At 69.5% G+C, this 24,578-nt stretch carries 19 protein-coding genes; 12 read left to right on the forward strand and 7 right to left on the reverse strand.

All coding sequences use genetic code 11. The features are described from left to right. The first annotated feature begins 302 nt into the window (after positions 1-302). The gene (locus LCH29_RS27525) at positions 303-1,643 is read left to right on the forward strand and encodes an MATE family efflux transporter (protein ID WP_446464405.1); all 1,341 of its coding nucleotides are present in this window, start codon (positions 303-305) and stop codon (positions 1,641-1,643) included. Between the two features lie 159 nt (positions 1,644-1,802). Here the strand turns inward: LCH29_RS27525 and rplI are convergent, their stop codons facing one another. The 4 genes from rplI to rpsF all read right to left on the reverse strand — a co-directional run bounded on the left by rplI (position 1,803) and on the right by rpsF (position 3,563). Then, positions 1,803-2,249 (reverse strand): 50S ribosomal protein L9, encoded by a 447-nt coding sequence (gene rplI, locus LCH29_RS27530; protein WP_123102847.1) that lies wholly within the window; start codon positions 2,247-2,249, stop codon positions 1,803-1,805. 18 nt (positions 2,250-2,267) lie between these two features. Beyond that, positions 2,268-2,504: a 30S ribosomal protein S18 gene (gene rpsR / locus LCH29_RS27535; protein WP_003978893.1), complete on the reverse strand. Its 237-nt coding sequence runs from the start codon at positions 2,502-2,504 to the stop codon at positions 2,268-2,270. Positions 2,505-2,600: 96 nt separating this feature from the next. Further along, positions 2,601-3,191, reverse strand: a complete 591-nt coding sequence (locus tag LCH29_RS27540) for a single-stranded DNA-binding protein (protein WP_009716509.1) — start codon at positions 3,189-3,191, stop codon at positions 2,601-2,603. A gap of 81 nt (positions 3,192-3,272) precedes the next feature. After that, positions 3,273-3,563 (reverse strand): 30S ribosomal protein S6, encoded by a 291-nt coding sequence (gene rpsF / locus LCH29_RS27545; protein ID WP_123106135.1) that lies wholly within the window; start codon positions 3,561-3,563, stop codon positions 3,273-3,275. Between the two features lie 227 nt (positions 3,564-3,790). Here rpsF and LCH29_RS27550 point away from each other — a divergent pair, with 227 nt between their 5' ends. The 3 genes from LCH29_RS27550 (at position 3,791) to LCH29_RS27560 (ending at position 6,454) form a co-directional block, all read left to right on the forward strand. After that, a complete protein-coding gene (locus LCH29_RS27550) occupies positions 3,791-4,108 on the forward strand; it encodes a hypothetical protein (RefSeq protein ID WP_446464406.1) in 318 nt (105 codons plus the stop codon). 117 nt (positions 4,109-4,225) lie between these two features. Next, the gene (locus LCH29_RS27555) at positions 4,226-5,344 is read left to right on the forward strand and encodes a lipid II:glycine glycyltransferase FemX (RefSeq protein ID WP_179935470.1); all 1,119 of its coding nucleotides are present in this window, start codon (positions 4,226-4,228) and stop codon (positions 5,342-5,344) included. Between the two features lie 78 nt (positions 5,345-5,422). Beyond that, complete coding sequence (locus tag LCH29_RS27560; protein WP_446464407.1) at positions 5,423-6,454, forward strand: alanine racemase; 1,032 nt, start codon at positions 5,423-5,425, stop codon at positions 6,452-6,454. A 34-nt stretch (positions 6,455-6,488) separates the two neighbouring features. On the opposite strand, the gene LCH29_RS27565 is transcribed toward LCH29_RS27560, so the two are convergent. Both LCH29_RS27565 and LCH29_RS27570 read right to left on the reverse strand, forming a co-directional pair. After that, on the reverse strand, positions 6,489-7,979 hold the full coding sequence (locus tag LCH29_RS27565; protein WP_446464408.1) for a glycosyltransferase family 87 protein: 1,491 nt from the start codon (positions 7,977-7,979) through the stop codon (positions 6,489-6,491). A gap of 207 nt (positions 7,980-8,186) precedes the next feature. Further along, positions 8,187-10,862 (reverse strand): transglycosylase domain-containing protein, encoded by a 2,676-nt coding sequence (locus LCH29_RS27570; protein WP_446464409.1) that lies wholly within the window; start codon positions 10,860-10,862, stop codon positions 8,187-8,189. Positions 10,863-11,219: 357 nt separating this feature from the next. Here LCH29_RS27570 and LCH29_RS27575 point away from each other — a divergent pair, with 357 nt between their 5' ends. The 3 genes from LCH29_RS27575 (at position 11,220) to LCH29_RS27585 (ending at position 14,511) form a co-directional block, all read left to right on the forward strand. After that, positions 11,220-11,930, forward strand: coding sequence for a helix-turn-helix transcriptional regulator (locus tag LCH29_RS27575; protein ID WP_446464410.1), 711 nt, complete (start codon positions 11,220-11,222; stop codon positions 11,928-11,930). 50 nt (positions 11,931-11,980) lie between these two features. Next, on the forward strand, positions 11,981-13,063 hold the full coding sequence (locus LCH29_RS27580) for an inositol-3-phosphate synthase (protein ID WP_179935474.1): 1,083 nt from the start codon (positions 11,981-11,983) through the stop codon (positions 13,061-13,063). A gap of 110 nt (positions 13,064-13,173) precedes the next feature. Beyond that, the gene (locus tag LCH29_RS27585; RefSeq protein ID WP_446464411.1) at positions 13,174-14,511 is read left to right on the forward strand and encodes an MFS transporter; all 1,338 of its coding nucleotides are present in this window, start codon (positions 13,174-13,176) and stop codon (positions 14,509-14,511) included. A gap of 19 nt (positions 14,512-14,530) precedes the next feature. Here LCH29_RS27585 and LCH29_RS27590 read toward each other — a convergent pair whose 3' ends face one another. Continuing rightward, positions 14,531-16,021 (reverse strand): CCA tRNA nucleotidyltransferase, encoded by a 1,491-nt coding sequence (locus LCH29_RS27590; protein ID WP_446464412.1) that lies wholly within the window; start codon positions 16,019-16,021, stop codon positions 14,531-14,533. A gap of 179 nt (positions 16,022-16,200) precedes the next feature. Between LCH29_RS27590 and LCH29_RS27595 the strand changes: the two genes are divergently transcribed. The 5 genes from LCH29_RS27595 (at position 16,201) to LCH29_RS27615 (ending at position 24,483) form a co-directional block, all read left to right on the forward strand. Next, a complete protein-coding gene (locus LCH29_RS27595) occupies positions 16,201-18,546 on the forward strand; it encodes a DUF6049 family protein (protein ID WP_446464413.1) in 2,346 nt (781 codons plus the stop codon). 48 nt (positions 18,547-18,594) lie between these two features. Further along, positions 18,595-20,943, forward strand: coding sequence for a murein biosynthesis integral membrane protein MurJ (murJ, locus tag LCH29_RS27600; protein ID WP_446464414.1), 2,349 nt, complete (start codon positions 18,595-18,597; stop codon positions 20,941-20,943). Positions 20,944-21,053: 110 nt separating this feature from the next. Further along, entirely contained in the window at positions 21,054-22,790 is a 1,737-nt protein-coding gene (locus tag LCH29_RS27605) for a protein kinase family protein (protein ID WP_446464415.1), read from the forward strand. 38 nt (positions 22,791-22,828) lie between these two features. Further along, positions 22,829-23,518, forward strand: coding sequence for an RNA polymerase sigma factor SigM (sigM, locus tag LCH29_RS27610; protein WP_009716495.1), 690 nt, complete (start codon positions 22,829-22,831; stop codon positions 23,516-23,518). Further along, the gene (locus LCH29_RS27615; protein WP_446464416.1) at positions 23,515-24,483 is read left to right on the forward strand and encodes a hypothetical protein; all 969 of its coding nucleotides are present in this window, start codon (positions 23,515-23,517) and stop codon (positions 24,481-24,483) included. Before sigM ends, LCH29_RS27615 begins: the two co-directional genes overlap by 4 nt. The last annotated feature ends 95 nt before the right edge of the window (positions 24,484-24,578 follow it).

Genomic DNA, 24,578 nt, shown 5'->3' on the forward strand with positions numbered 1-24,578 from the left:
CCCGTCGGGGCCACCGGCCAACTCGGTTATCCACAGGCCATGTGGATGATGCGATCCTTCCTGTGGAGAAGTCGCGCGAACCTGTGCACGGGCCGGGGGACAGCGCTGTGGACAAACACACAATCACCCCAGAGACACTGCTCTGACCTGCGGTTTCTCTATCCCAGGGCTGTGCAGAAGAAAAACTTCCACACCCGATGCAAGATCACGACAAACGGCGCAGAGGCGAGCGTCGCGAGCGCCGTCATGTAAGGACTGCATCAGTCTTGTGTCTCTTACCTGTGGAAGATTAGATTGCCTCCATGACACAGGCCCCCGCGAGCGCCCGGAGCACCGTCCGTCGGCATGACCGCGAGATCGTCGCCCTCGCCGTACCCGCCTTCGGCGCCCTCGTGGCGGAGCCCCTCTTCGTCATGGTCGACAGCGCCATCGTCGGCCATCTCGGCACCCCGCAGCTCGCCGGACTGGGTGTCGCCGCCGCCCTGCTGACCACCGCGGTGAACATCTTCGTCTTCCTCGCCTACGCCACCACCGCCGCCGTGGCCCGCAGGGTCGGCGCGGGCGACCTCCCCGGTGCGATCCGGCAGGGCATGGACGGAATCTGGCTGGCCCTGCTGCTCGGCGCCGCTGTCATCGCCGCCGCCCTCCCCACCGCGCCCGGCCTCGTCGACCTCTTCGGCGCCTCCGACACCGCCGCCCCCTACGCGGTCACCTATCTGCGCATCAGCGCCCTCGGCATCCCCGCGATGCTCGTGGTTCTGGCCGCCACCGGGGTGCTGCGCGGCCTCCAGGACACCCGCACCCCGCTCTACGTGGCCATCGGCGGCTTCACGGCCAACGCGGCACTGAACGCGGGCCTCGTCTACGGCGCCGGGCTCGGCATCGCGGGCTCCGCCTGGGGCACGGCGATCGCCCAGTGGGCCATGGCCGCCGTCTACCTCGCGGTGGTCATCCGGGGAGCCCGGCGCCACGGTACGTCGCTGCGTCCCGACGCCGCCGGGATACGGGCCTGCGCCCACGCCGGGGCACCGCTGCTGGTCCGTACGCTCTCGCTGCGCGCCGTGATGCTGATCGCGACGGCGGTGGCGGCCCGCCTCGGGGACACCGAGGTCGCCGCCCACCAGATCGTGCTGACCCTGTGGACCCTGCTGGCGTTCGCGCTGGACGCCATCGCGATCGCGGGGCAGGCCATTATCGGGCGCTACCTGGGAGCGGAGGACGCCGCGGGGGCTCGCGCCGCCTGCCGCCGCATGGTGCAGTGGGGCATCGTCGCGGGCATCGTGCTCGGCCTGGTGGTGATCGCCTCCCGCCCGCTGTTCATCCCCCTGTTCACCACGGATCCCGGAGTGAAGGACGCCCTGCTGCCGGTGCTGCTGGTGACAGCCCTCGTCCAGCCCGTTTCGGGTGTGGTCTACGTCCTCGACGGCGTGCTGATGGGCGCAGGCGACGGTCCGTATCTCGCGGGGGCCATGATCGTCACGCTCGCGGTCTTCGCCCCGGTCGCGCTCCTCGTCCCCGTGTGGGGCGGGGGACTGACCGCCGTGTGGTGGACCATGGCGCTGATGATGGCGCTCCGGCTGGCCACCCTCTGGCTGCGCGCCCGCTCCGGGCGGTGGATCGTCACCGGCGCGACCCGCGCCTGAGCCGAACGGCGCGGGGCGGCCCGCACGGCGGATCAGTCTGGACGGCGCCGTGGGCTGGACGGCGGGGCGGGCCGCACAGGCAGCCGCCGCACAGCGAGGAGGGCCGCACCCCCGTGGAGTGCGGCCCTCTCACATGCACATGCTCAGCCGAGCACTGCGTCAGGCGGCGACGACCTCGACGCCGACCTTCGCGGCGACCTCGGCGTGCAGCCGGACCGACACCTGGTGCGCGCCCAGGGTCTTGATCGGCTGCTGCACCTCGATACGGCGCTTGTCGACGTCCGGGCCACCCGCGTCCTTGATCGCCGAGGCGATGTCGGCCGGGGTGACGGAGCCGAACAGCCGGCCGGCGTCGCCGGCGCGGGTCTTCAGCTGGACCTTGACGCCCTCGAGCCGCGCCTTGACCTCGTTGGCCTGCTCGATCGTGGCGATCTCGCGGATGCGACGACCGCGGCGGATCTGCTCGACGTCCTTCTCGCCACCCTTGGTCCAGCGGATCGCGAGACCACGCGGAACCAGGTAGTTACGGGCGTACCCGTCGCGGACGTCCACGACGTCACCGGCAGCGCCGAGGCCGGAGACCTCGTGGGTGAGGATGATCTTCATGACTCGGTCACCCTTCCCTTATCGCGCGGTGGACGTGTAGGGCAGCAGCGCCATCTCACGGCTGTTCTTCACGGCCGTGGCGACATCGCGCTGGTGCTGAGTGCAGTTGCCGGTGACCCGGCGGGCACGGATCTTGCCGCGGTCGGAAATGAACTTCCGCAGCAGGTTCGTGTCCTTGTAGTCGACGTAGGAGATCTTCTCCTTGCAGAACACGCAAACCTTCTTCTTAGGCTTGCGAGCAGGCGGCTTCGCCATTGTCTCTCTCCAGTGTGATCAAGAAGTTTGTGCTGGTCGCCCAGACCAGGCAGGGCGATGTTTCACGTGAAACCGCGTGAAACAGCGCGCCGTGGCCTAGAAGGGCGGCTCGTCCGAGTAGCCGCCGCCGCTGCCGGAGCCACCGCCCCAGCCGCCGCCACCGCCGCCCTGGCCGCCACCGGCCGGTGCGCCGGTCGCCCACGGGTCGTCGGCCGGAGCGCCGCCGCCCTGCTGCTGACCGCCGCCGGGGCCACCGCCCCAACCGCCGCCACCGCCGCCGCCCTGGCCGCCACCGCCGCCGTAGCCACCCTGGCCACCGCGCCCGGTGGTCTTGGTGACCTTGGCCGTGGCGTTGCGCAGGCTGGCACCGACCTCGTCGACATCCAGCTCGTAGACCGTGCGCTTGATCCCCTCACGGTCCTCATACGACCGCTGCTTCAGCCGGCCCTGCACGATGACGCGCATACCGCGCTGAAGCGACTCGGCCACGTTCTCCGCGGCCTGCCGCCACACCGAGCACGTGAGGAAGAGGCTCTCGCCGTCCTTCCACTCGTTGGTCTGACGGTCGAACGTACGAGGAGTGGACGCGACACGGAACTTCGCGACCGCCGCACCGGAGGGGGTGAAGCGCAGCTCGGGGTCGTCGACGAGATTGCCGACGACCGTGATGACGGTCTCGCCTGCCATTGGGGAACCTCTCGGCGGGTACTGCTGGGCTGCTTGCTACTCGTTGCGATATGGCCCGGTGACCGTTGAACGCTTACGCGGTCAGTGGGTCTCGGGACGGAGGACCTTGGTCCGGAGGACCGACTCGTTCAGGTTCAGCTGGCGGTCGAGCTCCTTGACGACCGCGGGCTCAGCCTGCAGGTCGATGACCGAGTAGATGCCCTCGGGCTTCTTCTTGATCTCGTACGAGAGACGACGACGCCCCCAGGTGTCGACCTTCTCGACCTTGCCGTTGCCCTCACGGATAACGGAAAGGAAGTTCTCGATCAGCGGGGAGACAGCACGCTCCTCGAGATCGGGGTCGAGGATGACCATCACCTCGTAGTGACGCATGTGGAACCCACCTCCTTTGGACTCAGCGGCCACGGTCGTTCCGTGGCAGGAGGGTCGTGATGCGTTGTGCCGCGGCGTCTGTGCAGACACCACCGCAGACCGTACACAGTACCCGGCTCGTGCCTCCCGCTTGAAATCCGGGCGTCTTGGCCCGCAATCTGTACACATCGGGTGTGAGCGGCGTTACAGTTCGCCGCCCTGCCCATGTGCCTACCTGGAGGTGCCCCATGGCACAGGCAGCACGACCGCAGCACGGACTGCTCTCCTTCCTGGACACCGATGGCAAGGCTCATCCCCGCGAGAACGCCATCGCCGTGGCGACGCTGCTGATCGGTTTGATCTCCTTCGTCACGGCCTACTTCCCCGGCCTCCACCTGGTCAGCTCGTGGGCCGGACTGATCGGCATGCTCGGCGGGGCATGGGGCCAGCTGATCTCCGCGACCACCGGGGAGCGGTTCCTGCTGATCATCGGGCTCGGTGCCTCGGGCGTCGGCTTCTACCTCGGGATGGCGCACGGCGGGCTCTTCGGCGGGCTGCTGGGCTGACTCCCCGAGGGCGGGTTGGCCCCAGGCCCAAACGGGGCACGCCCCGGTCGCAGTAGGCTTCGGCGCGAGAGCCGGAGCCCCGACCCTGGGGACAAACCTGCCGAGGAGCGCCCCGCAATGAGCCTGACCCTGAGGACGATCAGCCGAGAGCAGCATCTGGCGTACATCCAGAGCCTGCCGTCGGCAAGCCACATGCAGGTCCCGGCATGGGCTGACGTCAAGTCGGAATGGCGCTCGGAGAACCTCGGCTGGTTCGACGCCACCGGCCAGCTGGTCGGCGTCGGCCTCGTCCTCTACCGCCAACTGCCCAAGATCAAGCGGTATCTCGCCTACCTCCCCGAGGGCCCGGTCATCAACTGGTACGCGCCCAACCTGGAGGAGTGGCTGCGCCCGATGCTCGCGCATCTCAAGCAGCAGGGCGCCTTCTCCGTGAAGATGGGCCCGCCGGTCATCATCCGCCGCTGGGACGCGGCCGCGATCAAGTCCGGTATCCAGAACCCGGATGTGAAGCGGCTGCGCGACGTCGAGGCCACCCACATCGAGCCGCGGGCCTTCGAGGTCTCCGACCGGCTGCGGCGGATGGGCTGGCAGCAGGGCGAGGACGGCGGCGCGGGCTTCGGAGACGTCCAGCCGCGGTACGTCTTCCAGGTGCCCCTGGAGAACCGCTCCCTGGAGGACGTCCACAAGAGCTTCAACCAGCTCTGGCGCCGCAACATCAAGAAGGCCGACAAGGCGGGCGTCGAGGTCGTCCAGGGCGGCTACGAGCACCTGGGCGAGTGGCAGCGGCTCTACGAGATCACCGCGGAGCGCGACCACTTCCGGCCCCGCCCGCTCAGCTACTTCCAGCGCATGTGGACGGCCCTCAACACCGAGGACCCCAACCGGATGCGGCTGTACTTCGCCATGCACGAGGGCGAGGCGGTGGCCGCCGCCACGATGCTGGTCGTCGGCGGCCACGTCTGGTACTCCTACGGCGCCTCCGCCAACCACAAGCGCGAGGTCCGGCCCTCGAACGCGATGCAGTGGCGGATGCTCCGCGACTCGTACGCGCTCGGCGCGACCGTCTACGACCTCCGCGGCATCTCCGACTCGCTCGACGAGACCGACCATCTCTTCGGCCTGATCCAGTTCAAGGTCGGCACCGGTGGGCAGGCTGCCGAATACCTCGGTGAGTGGGACTTCCCCCTCAACAAGCTGCTCCACAAGGCGCTCGACATCTACATGTCCCGCCGCTGACCCTGTTTTCCTGATCCCCCGCAAAAGCTGCATACCTCGAATACACCGCGGCAACGAGAAAGGTTCCGGGACCGGCCAATGGCGCTCACCCTCTACGTCGACACCGCGCGCTGGCGGGCTCACCAGCAGATGGTCATCCAGCAGTTCCCGGGGATAGTCCCGGTCTGCAAGGGCAACGGCTACGGCTTCGGCCATGAACGGCTGGCCGAGGAAGCCGCCCGCATCGGCGCCGACATCCTCGCCGTGGGCACCACGTACGAGGCCGCCCGGATGAAGGACTACTTCAGCGGCGACCTGCTCGTCCTCACCCCCTTCCGCCGCGGGGAGGAGCCGGTGCCGCTGCCGGACCGGGTGATCCGGTCGGTCTCGTCCGTCGACGGCGTCTACGGCCTGGTGAACGCGCGGGTCGTGATCGAGGTCATGAGCAGCATGAAGCGGCACGGCGTCACCGAGGAGGACCTGCCCAAGCTGCACGCCGCGATAGAGAACGTGCGGCTGGAGGGGTTCGCCATCCACCTCCCGCTCGACCGGACCGACGGCATCGACGCGGTCGAGGAGGTCATCGGGTGGATGGACCGGCTGCGCGCGGCGCGGCTGCCGCTGCACACCATGTTCGTCAGCCATCTCAAGGCGGACGAACTGGCGCGGCTACAGCAGCAGTTCCCGCAGACCCGGTTCCGCGCCCGCATCGGCACCCGGCTGTGGCTGGGCGACCACGAGGCGACGGAGTACCGGGGCTCGGTGCTCGACGTCACCCGGGTCGCCAAGGGTGAACGCTTCGGCTACCGCCAGCAGAAGGCCGCCTCCGACGGTTTCCTGGTGGTCGTCGCGGGCGGCACCTCCCACGGCGTCGGCCTGGAGGCGCCCAAGGCGCTGCACGGGGTGATGCCCCGGGCCAAGGGGGTCGCCCGCGCCGGTCTCGCGACCGTCAACCGCAACCTCTCGCCCTTCGTCTGGGCGGGCAAGCAGCGGTGGTTCGCCGAACCGCCGCACATGCAGGTGTCCATCCTGTTCGTGCCGGGCGATGTCACGGCACCGCAGGTGGGGGATGAGCTGGTGGCCCATCTGCGCCACACCACGACGCAGTTCGACCGCCTCTTCGACCGCTGAGCCCCGTCGCCGCAGGTGGGCTCCCGCGGGGAGCTCACCTGCGGCCGGTGGTGCCCCAGTCCGTGAGCGCCGCGCCCTCGTACTCCGCCGTGCGCCGCGCCTCTCCGAGCACGAACGCGTCCGGCGCCCGGTCGAGTACGCCGCCCCCCGGGTCGTCCGAGCCGTCCCGGCGCACCGGGTCCCGGTCCGGCACCAGCGCGTCCCGCACGACCATCGCGCACAGGAACAGCGTTCCCGCGAAGTGCAGCGCGGTCGCGAGCTGATAGCCCTCGGGCGGCAGCCCCCGGTGCTGATCACCGCTGTTGGTGTACGCGAGGTACATCCAGATCCCGAGGAAGTACATCACCTCGCACGCCTGCCACACCAGGAAGTCCCGCCAGCGCGGCCGCGCCAGCGCGGCGAGCGGAATCAGCCACAGCACGTACTGCGGTGAGTAGACCTTGTTGGTGAGCACGAAGGCCGCGATGACCAGGAAGGCGAGCTGGGCGAAGCGCGGCCGCCGCGGGGCGCACAGGGCGAGGGCCGCCACCCCGGCGCAGGCCAGCACCATGAGGATCATGGCGTAGGTGTTGACGTCGTCCATGGGGTTGCCGGTGCGCTGCGAGATGATCAGCCAGAGCGACCCGAAGTCGACCGGGCGTTCCTCACTGAACGTGTAGAACTGCTTCCACCCCTGGCGGATGTGCAGCCCCCCGCCCTGCGTAGTGATCATCACGGGCACGTTCACCACCAGCCAGGAGGCCGCCGCGCCGCCCGTCGCCGCCCAGAAGGCGCGCCACCGGCCCGCCCGCAGGCACAGCACCAGCAGCGGGCCGAGCAGCAGCACCGGGTAGAGCTTCGCGGCCGTCGCGAGACCGAGCAGCACACCGGCGGCCAGCGGGCGGCTGCGGGACCACATGAGCATGGCGGCGGCGGTGAGGGCGACCGCGAGGAGGTCCCAGTTGATCGTGGCGGTGAGCGCGAAGGCGGGGGCCAGGGCGACGAGCAGAGCGTCCCAGGGGCGGCGGCGGTGGGTACGGGTTACGCAGACCGCGATGACCGCGGTGCAGGCCATGAGCAGAGCCGTGTTGGCCAGCCAGTAGACCTGTTCGCGGGTCTGGAGGTCGCCGCCGTGCGGGGTGAGCCAGGAGGCGACCTCCATCAGGAGGCCGGTGAGGACCGGGTACTCCAGGTACTCCATCCCGCCGGAGACGCTGTCCGGTATCCGGTTGAAGTACGGGACGAGATCGTTGGCGAAGCCGCGACCGTTGTAGAGGTGCGGTATGTCGGAGTAGCAGGCATGGGTGTACTGGGCGGTGGCTCCGTAGAACCAGCCGCCGTTGTAGCAGGGCAGCTTCTGCACCATGCCCAGGGCGAACATTCCGATGGCGATGAGCGCGATGATCCGCACCGGGGTCCACCAGCTCGTGCCCAGCAGCGCCCGGCGCCCGACCGGGCCGCCGATCAGCTCGCTGCCGGCCGCGGCGACCGAATCCTCCGTGGTCGGCCGTACGGGCTGGGCCTGTGGGTCGTCGCGCACGCTCATGGGGCCCATCCTGCCGTACGAGCCGGGCGGGAGGAGTGAGGACCGGCTCAGCGGCCCGCTGAGCGCCTCGGAACGCCCGGGCCACCGGGGAGACCGCGCGCCCGTCCGTGAAGCGCTCAGAGAGCCACAGAGGCCCCCGAACGGCGGCGGCCGCGCCGGAGCGGGATGCTCCGGCGCGGCCGCCGATCGCTGTACGGGACGTCGGGACTACTCGTCCTTGCGGGAGCCGGACGGGCCTCCGAAGATCCCGCCGCCCGGTGGCTCCGTGGTCGGCGAGGGCGAGGTTCCGCCCGGGCCGCCGCTGGGGCCTGCGTTCTCGCCACCCTGGTTGTCGCCGCCCCCGTTGTCGTTGCACTTGAAGTCCAGCGGATCACACGTCTGCGTGGGACTCGGGGTGCCGGAGGGCGTCTGGGACGGCGTCTCGGACGGCGTCTGCGACGGGGTCTCGGACGGCGTCTGCGTCGGCTTCTGGGTCGTCGGCGTGGGGCTCGCGTTCTCGCCGTAGACCTTTTCACCGATCGGTGTGGCCGCCGGGAAGTCCTTGGGCTGCTGGCCCGCCATCGCCTTGCGCATGTAGTCGGCCCAGATCTCGGCGGGGAACGACGCACCGTGGATGGTCTCCTGGCCGCCCACACCGCGCATGGAACGGAAGACCTGCCGCTTGGCCTGGTCGTTCACCCGCCACATGCCGATCGACGTGGACAGCTGCGGGGTGTAACCGGCGAACCAGGCCGACTTGTTCTGGTCGGTGGTTCCGGTCTTGCCCGCCGCCGGGCGGCCGATCTTCGCTGAGGTGCCGGTGCCGCGCTGGATGACGTTCTTCAGCACGTCGGTGACGTTGTTCGCCACGTCCGCGTCGAAGGCCTGCCTGAGCTTGGCCTCGTCCTTGTGGTTGTAGACCTCGCCGTCCTTGTCCTCGACGCGCTCGACCGAGTACGGATCGGCCTGCTGGCCGCTGGCCGCGAACGTCGCGTACGCCCCGGCGAGCCGGATCGCGCTCGGCGCGGAGGTGCCGAGGGAGAACGTCGGGGTGATCGTGGCCAGCTGCTCCTTGCTGAGGCCGGCGTCCAGGGCCGCGTCCCGCACCTTGTCGGTGCCGACGTCCATGCCCAGCTGGATGAAGGGCGTGTTCACCGAGTACTGCATCGCGGTGCGCAGGCTGATCTTGCCCTTGTCCTCGTCACCGTCGTTCCTCTGGTGCCACTCCTGGTTGTTCTTGTCCGTCCAGACGGATCCGTCGTAGTCGCGCAGGGTCAGCTTGTTGTCACCGTCGTAGACACTCGACGGATTGACCCTGGTGCGTTCCGAATCCGGTTGGTCCCGCGGACCGTTGCGGTCCCGGACACCATCCCTCATCGCCGCGGCCAGCACGAAGGGCTTGAAGGTCGAGCCCACCTGGACACCGGTGTAGTCCGCGTTGTTGCGATAGTGCTGCAACGCGTCGGCGCCGCCGTAGATCGCCTTGATCTTGCCCGTCTTGGGCTCCACCGAGGCACCGCCGAATTGCACGTACTTGTCCACAGCGCGCTGTTTCGGCTTGAGGTTCTCCTTGGACACCTTGCTGACCGCGTTCTTCAGCAGGCCCATCTTCTTGCGGTCGAAGGTGGTGTGGATCTGGTAGCCGCCCTTGTCCAGCTTCGCCTGGCTGATGTTGGTGTTGGCGACGACATAGTTGTCGGCGAGCTCGGTGAGATAGCCGATCTGGCCCTGCTTGTTCGTCGCCACCTTCGGGCTCTTTATCTTGGGCAAGCCCTTGGCGAGCCAGGACTGGGCGTCGGCCTTCTTCAGCCGGCCCACCTGGACCTCCCGCTTGAGGATCCACGACCAGCGTGCCGTGGCCCGCTTGGTGTTGGCCTCCGCGCTCGCGGACGGTCCGTAGCCGCCGTTCGGGTCGTACAGGTTGGGCCCGTTGAGCGTCGCGGCGAGGAAGGCGCTCTGGCTCGCGTTGAGCTTCTCGCAGTCCTTGTCGAAGTACGCACGGGCCGCCGCCTGACAGCCGTAGGCACCGCGGCCGTAGTACGCCGTGTTGAGGTACCCCGCGAGGATGTAGTCCTTGCTCTTGGTCGAGCCGACCTTGACGGAGATCAACAACTCCTTGAGCTTGCGTGTCACCGTCTGCGACTGGTCGAGGTACGTGTTCTTCACGAACTGCTGGGTGATGGTCGACCCACTCTGGGTCGCGCCGCCCCGCGCCATGTTGACGACGGCGCGCGCGATACCCATCGGGTCGACGCCCGAGTCCTGGTAGAAGCTGGCGTTCTCGGCCGAGATCACCGCGTTCTGCATGTCCTGGGGGATCTTGTTGAGCGGCACGATCTGCCGGTTGAGGTCACCGCCGCCCGAGACCACCATCTGCTTGCCGTCGCCCCAGTAGTAGACGTTCTTCTGGGCCTGCGACGCGGCCTGCGCGGTGGGGACGTCGACGATCATCCACCCGATGCCCACGGCACTGACCAGCGCCGCGAAGAAGAAGATGAAGGTTCCCGTGACGAGCCGCCAGGACGGCACCCAGCGGCGGAAGCCCGACTTACCCGCGCGCGGGTAGTCGATGAACCGCTTCTTGCCGGGCTGCCCGTCGCCGCCCGCACCCCGGCCACGGCCACCGCCGGTGGCCCGCCGACCGCCGCCACGGCCACCGCGGCCCGCGCCACCGGCGGCCGCGTCGGGTCCTCCTCTTCTCCGCCCGCCGCCGCGTTGCGCGGCGCGGCGGGCCTCGGCCCTGCCGCCGTGGGAAACCTCTTCCCCATAGGAAGCCGAGCCCGACTCGGCGGCGGCGTTGTGCGATGGTGCTGCGCGACGGCCGGACGACTGCTGTCCGGCACGCCGGGCCGCTGCTCGGCCGCCGCCCTGGGGCTGCGGCGGCTTGCGACGGTGCTCGCTCATGGAACGACTACTCCTCGGGCAGGCGCTATCGCCTGAAAGCGGCAGGTGGCTTCCGGTCCCCCCGATGTGCGATCCGGCCACTCCTGGTAACCGGACGCACTGCCTCCAGGACGAGGACGCAGGACAGCGTCACACGGTTCCCTTTGGTCTGCATGGCGAACAGAGTACGCACGGCCAAATCTTGTCTCCTCGGCGCCTTCACTCCATAACGGTCCGGTTGAGTCCCACGAACCGGTGATGTGACCCCGTTCACCGAGGTCGCTCTTGTCCCATGGGGACCACGGTTCTATCGTCTTGATGTATCGAGTCGATACATCAGCTCGGCATAGTGGCCCCAGGAGACGGGAGAGGCAGGCGATGAGCAGACGCTCCGGCATCCTCGAGTTCGCCGTCCTCGGCCTGCTCCGCGAATCCCCGATGCACGGATATGAGCTGCGAAAGCGCCTCAACACCTCGCTCGGGGTGTTTCGCGCGTTCAGCTACGGCAGCCTCTATCCCTGCCTCAAGACGCTGGTCGCCAACGGCTGGTTGATCGAGGAGCCCGGGAACGCCTCCGAGGAGGCCGTCGCGGCCACCCTCGCCGGCCGCCGGGCGAAGATCGTCTACCGGCTGACGGCCGAGGGAAAGGAGCGGTTCGAGGAGCTGCTCTCCCACACCGGCCCGGACGCATGGGAGGACGAGCACTTCGGCGTCCGCTTCGCCTTCTTCGGACAGACGTCGCGGGACGTACGGATGCGCGTGCTCGAAGGGCGGCGCAGCCGCCTGGAGGAGCGCCTGGCGAAGATGCGGGCCTCCCTGGCCCGCACCCGCGAGCGGCTGGACGACTACACCCTCGAACTCCAGCGGCACGGCATGGAGTCGGTGGAGCGCGAGGTCCGCTGGCTGAATGAGCTGATCGAGAGCGAGCGGGCCGGGCGCGACCAGCGCGATGAGCCCGCCGGGCAGGACCGGACGCCTGAGCAGGGGCCGGGCCGGTCGCCGGAGCAGGACCGGTCAGGAGATGCGGACGGCCTGCCCCGGCACCGGGGTGGTTCCCGGCCGGACCCGTCCGATGACACCGCCAAGTGAGGCCCCGCACCCCGCAGGGCTTCGTCGAGTACACACAGGGAGCAACCGGAATGGGTTCGGTTCGTGTAGCCATCGTCGGTGTGGGCAACTGCGCCGCGTCGCTGGTGCAGGGCGTCGAGTACTACAAGGACGCCGACCCGGACACCCGCGTGCCGGGTCTGATGCATGTGCAGTTCGGCGACTACCACGTCCGTGACGTGGAGTTCGTCGCCGCCTTCGACGTCGACGCGAAGAAGGTCGGGCTGGACCTCGCGGACGCCATCGGCGCCAGCGAGAACAACACCATCAAGATCTGCGATGTGCCGTCGACCGGTGTCACGGTCCAGCGCGGCCACACGCACGACGGTCTCGGCAAGTACTACCGCCAGACCATCGACGAGTCCGACGAGGCCCCGGTCGACGTGGTCCAGATCCTCAAGGACAAGCAGGTCGACGTTCTGGTCTGCTACCTGCCCGTGGGCTCGGAGGACGCCGCCAAGTACTACGCCCAGTGCGCCATCGACGCCAAGGTCGCCTTCGTCAACGCGCTCCCGGTGTTCATCGCCGGCACCAAGGAGTGGGCGGACAAGTTCACCGAGGCGGGCGTGCCGATCGTCGGTGACGACATCAAGTCGCAGGTCGGCGCCACGATCACGCACCGGGTGCTGGCGAAGCTGTTCGAGGACCGGGGCGTCATCCTGGACCGCACCATGCAGCTGAACGTCGGCGGCAACATGGACTTCAAGAACATGCTCGAGCGTGAGCGCCTGGAGTCCAAGAAGATCTCCAAGACGCAGGCCGTCACCTCGCAGATCCCGGACCGTGAGCTGGGCGCCGACAACGTCCACATCGGCCCGTCGGACTACGTGGCCTGGCTGGACGACCGCAAGTGGGCGTACGTCCGCCTCGAAGGCCGCGCGTTCGGTGACGTCCCGCTGAACCTGGAGTACAAGCTCGAGGTGTGGGACTCCCCGAACTCCGCGGGCGTCATCATCGACGCGCTGCGCGCCGCGAAGATCGCCAAGGACCGCGGCATCGGCGGCCCGATCCTCTCCGCCTCCTCGTACTTCATGAAGTCGCCGCCGGTGCAGTACTTCGACAACGAGGCCCGGGAGAACGTGGAGAAGTTCATCAAGGGTGAGGTCGAGCGCTGAACCATGGCGCTGCGCCGCGACGGTGCGCCGTGAGGCGCTGATCTCCGCCGCTTGATCACGGGCCTCCGGGAATCCCCCCGGAGGCCCGTGCGGTGTGTGAAGGTGGCGTCATGCCCGTTGTGCGTGATCTCCGCGTGCTGCTGCAACTGCGCGACTTCCGCCATCTGCTGGCCGTCCGTCTGCTGTCCCAGTCCGCCGACGGTGTCTACCAGGTCGCGCTGGCCACCTATGTGGTCTTCTCCCCGGAGAAGGAGACCTCCGCCGCGGCCATCGCCTCCGCCATGGCCGTCCTGCTGCTCCCCTACTCCCTCCTCGGCCCGTTCGCCGGTGTGCTGCTGGACCGCTGGCGCCGCCGTCAGGTTCTGCTCCACGGCAATCTGCTGCGCTCCGGGCTGGCCGCCGGAACCGCGGTGCTGATCCTCGCTCAGGTGCCGGAGTGGCTCTTCTACGTCTCCGCCCTGTCGGTGACGGCGGTCAACCGCTTCGTGCTGGCCGGCCTGTCGGCCTCGCTGCCGCGGGTGGTGGACAGCCAGGAACGTCTGGTCATGGCCAACTCCCTCTCACCGACCGCGGGTACGCTCGCCGCCACCGCGGGCGGCGGCCTGGCGTTCGTGGTCCGGCTCTCGGGCCCGGGCGGCTCCTCTTCGGACGCGCTGGTCGTCCTGCTGGGCGCCGTGCTCTACCTCCTCGCCGGGCTCTCGGCGCTCCGCATGCCCTCCGGCCTCCTGGGGCCTGATCCGGCGGCCCTGCAACCGCACCTCGGGGCCGCCCTGGTGAGCACCGTCCGCGGACTCGTCGCCGGGTTGCGCCACCTCCTGCACCGCAGGGATCCCACGCTGGCCCTGACCGCGATGACGCTGATGCGCTTCTGCTACGGCGCCCTCACCGTCACGGTGCTGATGCTCTGCCGGTACGCATGGGCCGACACCGAGTCCGGCGGGCTGGCGCTCCTCGGCATCGCGGTCGGCGTCTCGGGTGCGGGCTTCTTCGCCGCGGCGGTGATCACCCCATGGGCGATCGGCCGGCTTTCCTCGCTCGACGCCTCCCGGCCGGACGGCCAGCTCCACTGGGTGATGGTGTGCGCGGCGATCGCGGCCGTCCTGGAGCCGGGCCTGGGGCTCCCCTTCGAGCCCGCCCCGATACTGGTCGCCGCCTTCGTTCTCGGCCTCATCACCCAGGGCGCGAAGATCGCCACCGACACCGTCGTCCAGTCCGCGATCGAGGACGACTTCCGCGGGCGGATCTTCTCCCTCTATGACGTGCTCTTCAACGTCGCCTTCGTGGGAGCCGCGGGGGTGGCCGCCCTGATGCTCCCACCGGACGGAACATCGGCCGCCCTGGTGACCGGGGTGGCGCTGCTCTATGCGACGACCGCCACCCTGCTCTTGTTTCACGTGAAACACCGCCCCGGGAAACGCACGGGGCTCGATGTTTCACGTGAAACGTGACGCGCTACGGGGCGCGGCGTCAGTCCTGAGACTGAGCTGCCCACCACTCCTTGAGCGCCGCGACGGCGGCGTCCCGGCCCATGGGGCCGTGCTCCAGCCTCAGCTCCAGCAGATGCTTGTACGCCTTGCCGACCTCAGGGCCCGGGGCGATGCCGAGCACCTTCATGATCTCGTTGCCGTCCAGGTCCGGGCGGATCGCGTCCAGCTCCTCCTGCTCCTGGAGCCTCGCGATCCGCTCCTCCAGACCGTCGTACGCCCGGGAAAGCGCCATGGCCTTCCGCTTGTTGCGCGTCGTGCAGTCCGAGCGGGTCAGCTTGTGCAGCCGGTCCAGCAGCGGCCCGGCGTCGCGCACATAGCGCCGCACGGCCGAGTCGGTCCATTCGCCCGTGCCGTAACCGTGGAAGCGCAGATGCAGCTCGACCAGCCGGGAGACCTCCTTGACCAGCTCATTGGAGTACTTGAGCTTCGTCATCCGCGACTTGGTCATCTTGGCGCCCACCACCTCGTGGTGGTGGAAGGAGACGCGGCCGTCCTTCTCGAAGCGGCGCGTCTTCGGCTTCCCGATGTCATGCAGCAGCGCGGCCAGCCGAAGCACCAGATCCGGCCCGTTCTCCTCCAGGTCCATGGCCTGGTCCAGCACGGTCAGCGAGTGCTCGTACACATCCTTGTGCCGGTGGTGCTCATCACGCTCCAGGCGCAGCGCGGGGATCTCCGGCAGGACGCAGTCGGCGAGCCCGGTCTCGACCAGCAGACGCAGGCCCTTCCGGGGGTGGGCGCCCAGGATGAGCTTGTTCAGCTCGTCACGCACCCGCTCCGCCGAGACGATGTCGATCCGTCCGGCCATCGCCTTCATCGCGGCGACCACCTCGGGTGCCACCTCGAAGTCGAGCTGGGAGGCGAACCGCGCCGCGCGCATCATCCGCAGCGGATCGTCGGAGAAGGACTCCTGCGGGGTCCCGGGGGTGCGCAGCACCCGTGCGGCGAGGTCTTCGAGTCCGTTGTGCGGGTCGATGAACTCCTTCTGCGGGAGCGCCACCGCCATGGCGTTGACCGTGAAGTCCCGGCGGACCAGATCTTCCTCGATGGATTCGCCGTAGGACACCTCGGGCTTCCGGGATGTCCGGTCATAGGCTTCCGACCGATACGTCGTGATTTCGATCTGGAAATTCTGATGTGTCCCGTTGTCGCCCGGTCCTTCCTTCTGGCAACCGACCGTGCCGAAGGCGATGCCCACCTCCCACACGGCGTCCGCCCAGGGCCGGACGATCTTCAGCACCTCGTCGGGGCGGGCGTCCGTCGTGAAGTCCAGATCGTTACCGAGGCGGCCGAGCAGCGCGTCCCGTACCGAGCCGCCGACCAGGGCCAGGCTGAATCCCGCCTGCTGAAAGCGTCGGGCAAGGTCGTCGGCGACGGGAGAGACCCGCAAGAGTTCGGCCACGGCGCGGCGCTGCACCTGGTTGAGCTCATTGGTCGACTGCGGGGATCGGCTGTCATTGTTGGCATTCGGCACAACAGAACAGGGTACGTGGCCGCGCGCCCCGGGGCCTCCACGTCGATCGTCGGTTCCGTCACGGTGACGATCTTGTGGAGCCCTCCGCAGCACTTCGCCACAGCGGGGATCGTTACCATGCGTGGACGCACATTGCGACGACCACTGACGATCACAGACGACAAGGGACGGGCGAGCGCGTGGCCGATGCGGCAGACCTCCGGGAGACGACGTCCTCTCGCGCCCGTCGATGGCTACGGCGGACCGGGACGCTGCTCGCAGCGGCGCCGGTGCTCGCGGGCGTACTACAGGTCCCGGCGGCCCCCGCCGTCCATGCGGCGGCCAAACCCACCGGCTCACGCTCGGTGGACGTCGACATCACCTCGCTGACCCCCACCGCACCGACCAAGAGCGACACGCTCACCGTCAGCGGCACCGTCACCAACGACAGCGGTTCGACGGTCTCCGGTGCCCACGTCGGCCTCCGTGTCGGCCCCACCATGGAGGGCCGCAACGCCATCGACGGCGCCGCCAAGCGGACCGGCTACCAGCAGGGCGCCGACGGCAACGAGATCGGCGGCAAGTACACCGAGAAGATCGGCAAGCTGGGGGCGGGGGCCAGCCGGGACTTCACGCTCTCCATACCGGTGAACGAGCTGCACCTCGGGGAGAACGGCGTCTATCAGCTCGGTGTCTCGCTCACCGGCCAGTCCCGGAGCCGCCCCTGGCAGCAGGTGCTGGGCATCGAGCGCACCTTCCTGCCCTGGCAGTCGAGCTCTCCGGCCAAGAAGACCCAGCTCACCTACCTGTGGCCGCTGATCTCCACACCCCATGTGACACCGCGCACCGATGCCGACGAGGATCGGACACCGATCTTCCGGGACGACCGACTCAAGGCGGAGCTGGCCCCTGGCGGCCGGCTCCAGCAGATGGTCAGCCTGGGGAAGAACCTCCCCATCACCTGGGTGATCGACCCCGATCTGCTCGCCACGGTCGACGCGATGACGCGGGAGTACGAGGTCCAGAACCGGCACGGGGACGGCACGACAACCGGTCGCGGCCAGATGGTCGCCAAGCGGTGGCTGAACGACCTCCAGAAGGCCGTGGAAGGCCACCAGGTGGTCGCCCTGCCGTTCTCCGACCCCGACATCGCGTCGCTGGCCCACCACGGCAAGAACGTCCCCGGCGCCCTGAGCCACCTCCGGGACGCCACCGAGCTGGCCTCCACGACCGTGCAGACGGTCCTCGGGGTGAAGCCGCGCACCGACTTCGCCTGGCCCGCCGACGGCGCGGTCGACTCCTCGATCGTCGACGTCGCCACCTCCGCGGGCGCCCACAACGTCATCGCCCGGAGCGACAGCCTCCGGGAGACCGGCAACCTCTCGTACACCCCCACCGCGGCCCGGCAGATCGGCGGCGGCAACACGGCGGTGGTCGCTGACGCCCGGCTGTCCACCGCCTTCACCGGCGACATGTCCAAGGCGGACAACTCCACGCTCGCCATCCAGCGGTTCCTCGCCCAGAGCCAGATGATCAACCTCCAGTCGCCGGACAGGCAGCGCAGCATCGTGGTGGCCCCGCAGCGCATCCCCACCACCAGCCAGGCGCAGGCGATGGCGGCCGCCCTGGACGGCGTGTCCGGGGAGTGGACCCAGCTGATGAACCTGGGGGAGGCCGCGAAGGCCAAGCCCGATCCGAACGCCACCCAGCGCGTGCCCAGCACCCGCCTGTACCCCGGTTCGCTCCGTCGCCAGGAGCTGCCGACCCGGGCGTTCGAAAACGTCTACAAGACCCAGTCCACGCTCAACCGATTCGAGAAGATCCTCACCGCCAAGTACCGGGTGGTCACCCCCTTCGGCAACGCGATCCGGCGGGAGATGTCCACCTCGTGGCGGGGTAACGCGCTGGGAGCCACCCACTTCCGCGACGGCGTCCAGCATTATCTGGACGGGCTGACCAAGAAGGTGCGCCTGATCCCGAAGACGGACATGACGCTGTCCGGGCGGAGCGCGACCATCCCGGTGACCGTGCAGAACAACCTGGTGCAGGGTGTCCGGCTGCGGCTGGTCCTCACGTCCCAGCAGGGCAACCGTCTGGCGGTCAGCGAGCCCCAGGTGGTCAATGTCGAGGGCGGGCACAGCCAGTCCGTGAAGTTCGGGACGACGGCCAACGCGAATGGTCCGGTGTGGGTGTCGGCCCAGCTGGTCACGGAGGACGGGCAGACCTACGGCGACGAGATGCCGTTCGAGGTGAATGTCACCGAAATCACATCGACCGTCATCCTCGTGATCGCGGGCGGTGTGCTGCTGCTGGTCCTCGCCGGAATCCGGATCTACCTCCAGCGCAAGCGGGCCGCCACCGCGAACGGCGACGAGGACCCGCAGGACGACGGGGCCGACGGGGGCGACGAGGCCGACGGGGCCACCGACGCGGAGAGCGATGGAAACGCCCCCGCTCTCGTGCCCGAGCAGCCGAGTGACCCGGCGCCGGACACCGGTCCGCAAAGCGCCGGGGCGTCCGGCGCGGGTGAGAAAGTGGACCATTGAGCAATTCCGGGGCCGGTCGGCCGCAGCGGACGATGAGGTGGGGTAGCGATGAACGCGCCGTATGACGGTGAGAGGCGGATGCCACCGCCTTCCCCCCACGCGCCCCAGGAACCCTACGGACAGGAACCGCACCAGAACGATCCGTACCTGGGCGACGGCTCCCAGGCGCCCGCGAGCGATCCGCGCCAGGACTACGGGCAGTACTACGTGCAGGACCCGTATGGCGACGACCCGTACGCGACCGGCAGCTTCACGCCGTATCCCTATCCGACGCAGGACGGGTACGGCCATGACCCGCTGACGGATCCGCTGTACGACCGGTCCGGGCCCCAGCAGGGCGGGTATCCGCAGCAGACGCCGTACCAGCAGCAGTCCGCCGCCCCGCAGGGCGCCGACCCGCGGGCGTGGCCGGCGGCACCCGGCTCCCAGGAGCCGGTGCAGCAGAGTTACGCGGCCGAGCCCACCGCCCCCGGATACGGCGACCAGGGCGGCTACGGGGCGGGGGAGCAGCCGCAGCAGGACGCCTTCGCGCACCTCTACCGCGACCAGCAGCAGCCCTACGACCCGCGGCGCTCCCAGGGGCATCCGCAGGCCGCCCAGGGCTATCCGCCGGTGCCCCCGCCGGGCCAGCCGCCGGTGCCCGGGCCCGCGCGGCACGAGTCCGCGCCTCCGTCGGCCGGAGCTCCCACGGTGGCCGCGCCGGTGGTGAGCGCCCCCGAGGCCGAGGAGCAGGCCGAGGCCGCGCCGAAGCGCTCCGGCGGGCGTGCGGCGAGCCTGCTCCAGTCCAGCGCGCTCATGGCCGCCGGCACCCTGGTGTCCCGGCTGACCGGCTTCGTCCGGCAGATGGTGATCGTCGCGGGGCTCGGCGCCGCGTCCCTGGGCCAGGCGTACGCGGTCGCGTATCAGCTGCCCGCGATGATCTACTTCCTCACCGTCGGTGGCGGGCTGAACTCCGTCTTCGTCCCGCAGCTCGTGCGCGCGATGAAGGAGGACAAGGACGGCGGCATCGCCTACGCCAACCGTCTGCTCACCCTCGCGATGGTCGCCCTCGGCAGCCTGGTCGCCCTGTCCATGCTCGCGGCCCCGGCACTGATCCGGATGCTCTCGGCGGACATCGCGGGCGACCCGGCGGCCAACGAGGTCGCGGTCGCCTTCGCCCGCTACTGCCTGCCCACCATCTTCTTCATGGGCGTGCACGTCGTGGTCGGCCAGGTACTCAACGCCCGCGGCAAGTTCGGCGCGATGATGTGGACCCCGGTTCTCAACAACATCGTCGTCATCGCCACCTTCGGCCTCTTCATCTGGGTGTTCGGCACCTCGAGCACCTCCCACATGGGCGTCACCACCATCACGGACGAGGGCGTCCGGCTGCTCGGCATCGGCACCCTGCTCGGTCTCACCGTCCAGGCCCTGGCCATGTTCCCCTACCTCCGGGCCTCCGGCTTCCGCTTCCGTCCCCGCTTCGACTGGCGGGGCCATGGCCTCGGCAAGGCCGCCAAGCTCGCCAAGTGGACCGTGCTGTTCGTGCTCGCCAACCAGGCGGGCAACATCGTGGTGACCCAGCTCGCCACCGCGGCCGGATCCGACGCCGAGAACATGAACGCCCCCGGGGCCAGCTACGTCGGCTACACCAGCGCGCAGCTCATCTGGAACATGCCGCAGGCCATCATCACCGTCTCGGTGATGGCCGCCCTGCTGCCCCGGCTCTCCAGGTCGGCCCACGACGGCGACCCCGGGGCGGTCCGCGACGACATCTCCCAGGGCCTGCGCACCTCCGCCGTCGCCATCGTTCCGCTCGCGTTCGGCTTCGTGGCGCTCGGCGTCCCCCTGTGCACCCTGCTCTTCGGCACCTCGGGCACCGCGACGGCGCAGAACATGGGATACATCCTGATGGCGTTCGGCCTCGGGCTCATCCCGTTCTCGGTGCAGTACGTCGTCCTGCGCGGCTTCTACGCCTACGAGGACACCCGCACCCCCTTCTACAACACGGTGATCGTCGCCGCCGTCAACGCGGCCGCCTCCGCGCTCTGCTATTTCGTTCTCCCGACCCGATGGATCGTGGCGGGCATGGCCGCCTCCTACGGCCTGGCGTACGCCGCCGGCGTGGGCGTGGCCTGGAAGCGACTGGGCAACCGGCTGGGCGGCGACCTCGACGGCCGTCGTGTCGTGCGCACCTACACCCGCCTGGTGGGCGCCAGCCTTCCCGCCACTCTGCTGAGCGGCGCGGCGGCTTATGCCATCACTCAGGCGCTGGGTTCCGGCATGTCCGGTTCCCTAGCCGCATTGGCGGGTGGAGGTCTCGTTCTTATCGCGGTCTTCTACATTGCTGCGAAACGGATGCGCATTGAAGAGCTGACGGCCATGGTCGGTATGGTGCGCGGACGACTCGGACGCTGATCATTGAGCACAACCATCGTCCGCCATCGCGTGTCGTGCATAGCGGCGGACTGTGGGCACAATTGTCTTGGCTCGGAGTAGGCGCAACGGATGGGGAGGCAGGAACGACGGTGGCGGAACGGAGCACGGCTGCCGTCGACGTGGCCGACAGCGACGGCGAGGAGTCGCTGACCGCCGAGGCGGGAAAGGCCACGGCCGACGGGGCGGGGACGCAACAGAAGGCCGGTAAGGAAACAGAGGCCGCGGGCAACCGGGACAAAGGTGCCGCGGCCGATGTAAATCCCCCCGAGCTGCACAGCGGCCACAAGTTGGCCAGACGCTACCGTTTGGAGGAGTGCGTCACCCGACTGGACGGATTCAGCAGTTGGCGTGCGGTGGACGAGAAATTGCGCCGAGCCGTCGGCGTTCACGTCCTGCCCGCCGACCATCCGCGGGCCCGTCCGGTGCTGGCCGCCGCCCGCTCGGCGGCGCTGCTGGGTGACCCCCGCTTCGTCCAGGTACTCGACGCCGTCGAGGAGAACGACCTCGTCTACGTCGTCCATGAATGGCTTCCCGACGCCACCGAGCTGACCACCGTGCTCGCGTCGGGGCCCCTCGAGCCACACGACGCCTATCAACTGGTCAGCCAGGTCTCCCAGGCCATGGCCGCCGCTCACCGCGAGGGCCTGGCCCATCTGCGGCTGAACCCCGGCTCCGTGCTGCGCACGGAATCGGGCCAGTACCGCATCCGCGGCCTCGCCGTCCTGGCCGCCCTGCGCGGCATCAGCTCCGAACACCCGCAGCGCACCGACACCGAGTCGATCGGCGCGCTGCTGTACGCCGGGCTCACCCAGCGCTGGCCGTACGACCAGGACGCCCACGGCCTCTCCGGGCTACCCAAGGGCGTCGGCCTGATCGCACCCGACCAGGTCCGCGCGGGAGTCCACCGTGGCCTGTCCGAGCTGGCGATGCGCGCGCTGGTCAACGACGGCGCCACCGCCTCCCGTCAGGACCAGCCCTGCACCACCCCGGAGGAGCTGTCCAAGGCGGTCGCGGCCATGCCGCGCATCCGGCCGCCCGAGCCCGCCTTCACGCCCTCCCCGGCGTACCAGCGCACGAATTACCAGCAGGGCTACGGCCAGCCGCCCGCCCATGGCGGCTCGTCACGCACTATCGGCCCCGCCGCGGCCCCCATGCCGCCACCGGCTCCCCTCCAGAGCCGTACCGGCAAGGCCCTCAAGTGGACCGTCTCGGCCCTGCTGATCGCGGCCCTGGGCCTCGGCAGCTGGCAACTCGCGGACACCCTTCTGAAGGAGGAGAACAAGCCGGACCCCGGCAGTTCCACCAGTGAGAAGGACGACGACAAGCCCGGTCAGGTTGCCAGCAAGCCGATCTCGATCCAGGACGCCGCCGAGTTCGCCCCGGACGGCAGCGCGCAGAACGCCGACGAGGCCAACCTCACCCACGACGGGAAAGCGTCGACTGCCTGGCATACCAAGAGCTTCTTCGACGGCCCTCAGCTCGCCCCAAGCATCAAGCAGGGGGTCGGCATCGTCTACGACCTCGGCTCGGAGCAGAAGATCAGTGGCGCCTCGCTCTCGCTTCGGTTCGGCGGCCCCTACACCGAAGTCTCGCTGTACGGAACGGATTCCCTCACACCATCCGCGTCGGCAGGGGACCCCGTCGGCTCGTTCACGAAGCTTGCTTCGGGCAAGACGTCGTCCAAAACATCCGATCTGAGGGTCAAGGGCACCAAGAAGAGCCGCTACGTCCTCGTCTGGGTGACCGCGATGCCGAGTGCACCAGGCGACGAGTACAGCCAAGCTGGTCACAAGCAGGCCATCACTGAAGTGAAGTTCACCGGCTGACCCCAGGGCAGCCGGCCGACCGGGGAGGGGGCTCAACGTTGGACGACGCCACCATCGGCGGAGCGAGCGACGGCGAGCTCCTTGCCCAGCACGTGGCCGGCGATCCGCATGCCTTCGGTGAGATCGTGCGACGCCACCGCGACAGACTCTGGGCGGTGGCGCTGCGCACTCTCGGCGACCGGGAGGAGGCCGCCGACGCGGTCCAGGACGCGCTCGTCTCCGCCTACCGCGCCGCCCACACCTTCCGGGGCCAGTCCGCCGTGACGACCTGGCTCCACCGCATCACGGTCAACGCGTGTCTGGACCGGGCGCGCAAGGCCGCCTCCCGGCGCACCTCCCCCGTCGATGACACCGAGCGGCTCGAGCAGCTGCTGGAGCCCCACGAATCGGCCGCGGCGCCCGCCGAGCGCGGTGATCTCCATCGCGAGCTGCTGGGGGCACTGCGCACCCTCCCGCCCGAGCAGCGCGCTGCCCTGGTGCTGGTCGACATGCAGGGCTATCCCGTGGCGGAGGCCGCCAAGGTCCTGGACGTCCCCACCGGCACCGTGAAAAGCCGCTGCGCACGGGGACGCGCCCGGCTGCTGCCGCTGCTCTCGCATCTCCATCCGAACGGGCGGGGTAGCGTCCCCTCCGGCGGGGGAAGGAACCGGTCGCAGGGGACATCCGTCCCACCGGCGGCAGGACCGACTGACACAGATGCCGTGAAGGGCGGAGGTGGGCGAGCGTGACATCCTCGACGGACACGGACGAGCACCCGGAAGTCGCGGAGATCTCCGCACTCACCGAAGGTCTGCTCTCTCCGTCCCGCACCGTCGATGTGCGCACGCACCTCGCCGCTTGCGGGCTGTGTGCCGATGTACAGACGTCCCTGGACGAGATCCGCTCGACGCTGGGCACCCTCCCGGGGCCGGTGCGGATGCCCGACGACATCGCGGGCCGGATCGACGCCGCGCTCGCCGCAGAAGCTCTCCTCGACGCGACAGCTCCCGGCGACCGCGCCTCGGTTTCACGTGAAACCGAGGACGCCGACTCCGCAGGGCATGTTTCACGTGAAACCGAGCCCACGGCAGCACCCTCGGCCCCCGCGACGGACGGCAAGCCCTCCCCGGCCGTGGACCGGCCCGCAGGGCGCCCGCGTGCCGCCACCGGGCCGGGGCGCAAGAGCGCTCCCCGCACCGGCGCAGGTGCCCGTGGAGGCCGCTCCCGGCGCTGGCCCAAGGTGCTGCTCGGCAGCGCGTGCGCCGCTGCCGTGATCGGCATCGGCACCCTCTTCTTCCCGAGCGGCTCCGACCACGACAACGGCGGCCCCGGCACCACGGCCCACGCGGACCCCAGCTCCACGGCGAAGTCCACCCTCTCCGAGGGGGCCCTCAAGGACCGGGTGCAGGAGATGCTCGCCGACCAGAAGGCCACCCCGTCGCGCGGTGTCACCACCCAGAACACTCCGGATATGCCGCTGCGCGCGGACGACCCGGTGGTTCCGTCCTGCGTCCAGCGCGGGACCGGCCGCTCCGAGCCGGTCCTCGCCGCGCAGCAGGACACCTACGACGGCAAGACCGCCTACGTCGTCGTGATGCCGCACCGCTCCGACAGTTCGCTTGTCGACGCCTTCGTGATCGACGCCTCCTGCGTCTCCGCTTCCCACTCCTCTCCCGGGAAGCTTCTGGTGTCCCGCACGTATCCGCGAGGCTGAGGCACAGCCCACAACCACGGCCCGCCTGGCAGCGCGCGGGAATGCCGGACCCGTAGGATCCGTTGGGTGGGATGGCAGCGGTTCTCCGGGCTTCC

The organism is Streptomyces sp. BRA346 (assembly GCF_052851135.1).

Excerpts from the sequence above, each read along its gene's own strand:
- LCH29_RS27525 (WP_446464405.1), top strand. The coding sequence starts at position 303 with ATGACACAGGCCCCCGCGAGCGCCCGGAGCACCGTCCGTCGGCATGAC.
- rplI (WP_123102847.1), bottom strand. The coding sequence starts at position 2,249 with ATGAAGATCATCCTCACCCACGAGGTCTCCGGCCTCGGCGCTGCCGGT.
- rpsR (WP_003978893.1), bottom strand. The coding sequence starts at position 2,504 with ATGGCGAAGCCGCCTGCTCGCAAGCCTAAGAAGAAGGTTTGCGTGTTC.
- LCH29_RS27540 (WP_009716509.1), bottom strand. The coding sequence starts at position 3,191 with ATGGCAGGCGAGACCGTCATCACGGTCGTCGGCAATCTCGTCGACGAC.
- rpsF (WP_123106135.1), bottom strand. The coding sequence starts at position 3,563 with ATGCGTCACTACGAGGTGATGGTCATCCTCGACCCCGATCTCGAGGAG.
- LCH29_RS27550 (WP_446464406.1), top strand. The coding sequence starts at position 3,791 with ATGGCACAGGCAGCACGACCGCAGCACGGACTGCTCTCCTTCCTGGAC.
- LCH29_RS27555 (WP_179935470.1), top strand. The coding sequence starts at position 4,226 with ATGAGCCTGACCCTGAGGACGATCAGCCGAGAGCAGCATCTGGCGTAC.
- LCH29_RS27560 (WP_446464407.1), top strand. The coding sequence starts at position 5,423 with ATGGCGCTCACCCTCTACGTCGACACCGCGCGCTGGCGGGCTCACCAG.
- LCH29_RS27565 (WP_446464408.1), bottom strand. The coding sequence starts at position 7,979 with ATGAGCGTGCGCGACGACCCACAGGCCCAGCCCGTACGGCCGACCACG.
- LCH29_RS27570 (WP_446464409.1), bottom strand. The coding sequence starts at position 10,862 with ATGAGCGAGCACCGTCGCAAGCCGCCGCAGCCCCAGGGCGGCGGCCGA.
- LCH29_RS27575 (WP_446464410.1), top strand. The coding sequence starts at position 11,220 with ATGAGCAGACGCTCCGGCATCCTCGAGTTCGCCGTCCTCGGCCTGCTC.
- LCH29_RS27580 (WP_179935474.1), top strand. The coding sequence starts at position 11,981 with ATGGGTTCGGTTCGTGTAGCCATCGTCGGTGTGGGCAACTGCGCCGCG.
- LCH29_RS27585 (WP_446464411.1), top strand. The coding sequence starts at position 13,174 with ATGCCCGTTGTGCGTGATCTCCGCGTGCTGCTGCAACTGCGCGACTTC.
- murJ (WP_446464414.1), top strand. The coding sequence starts at position 18,595 with ATGAACGCGCCGTATGACGGTGAGAGGCGGATGCCACCGCCTTCCCCC.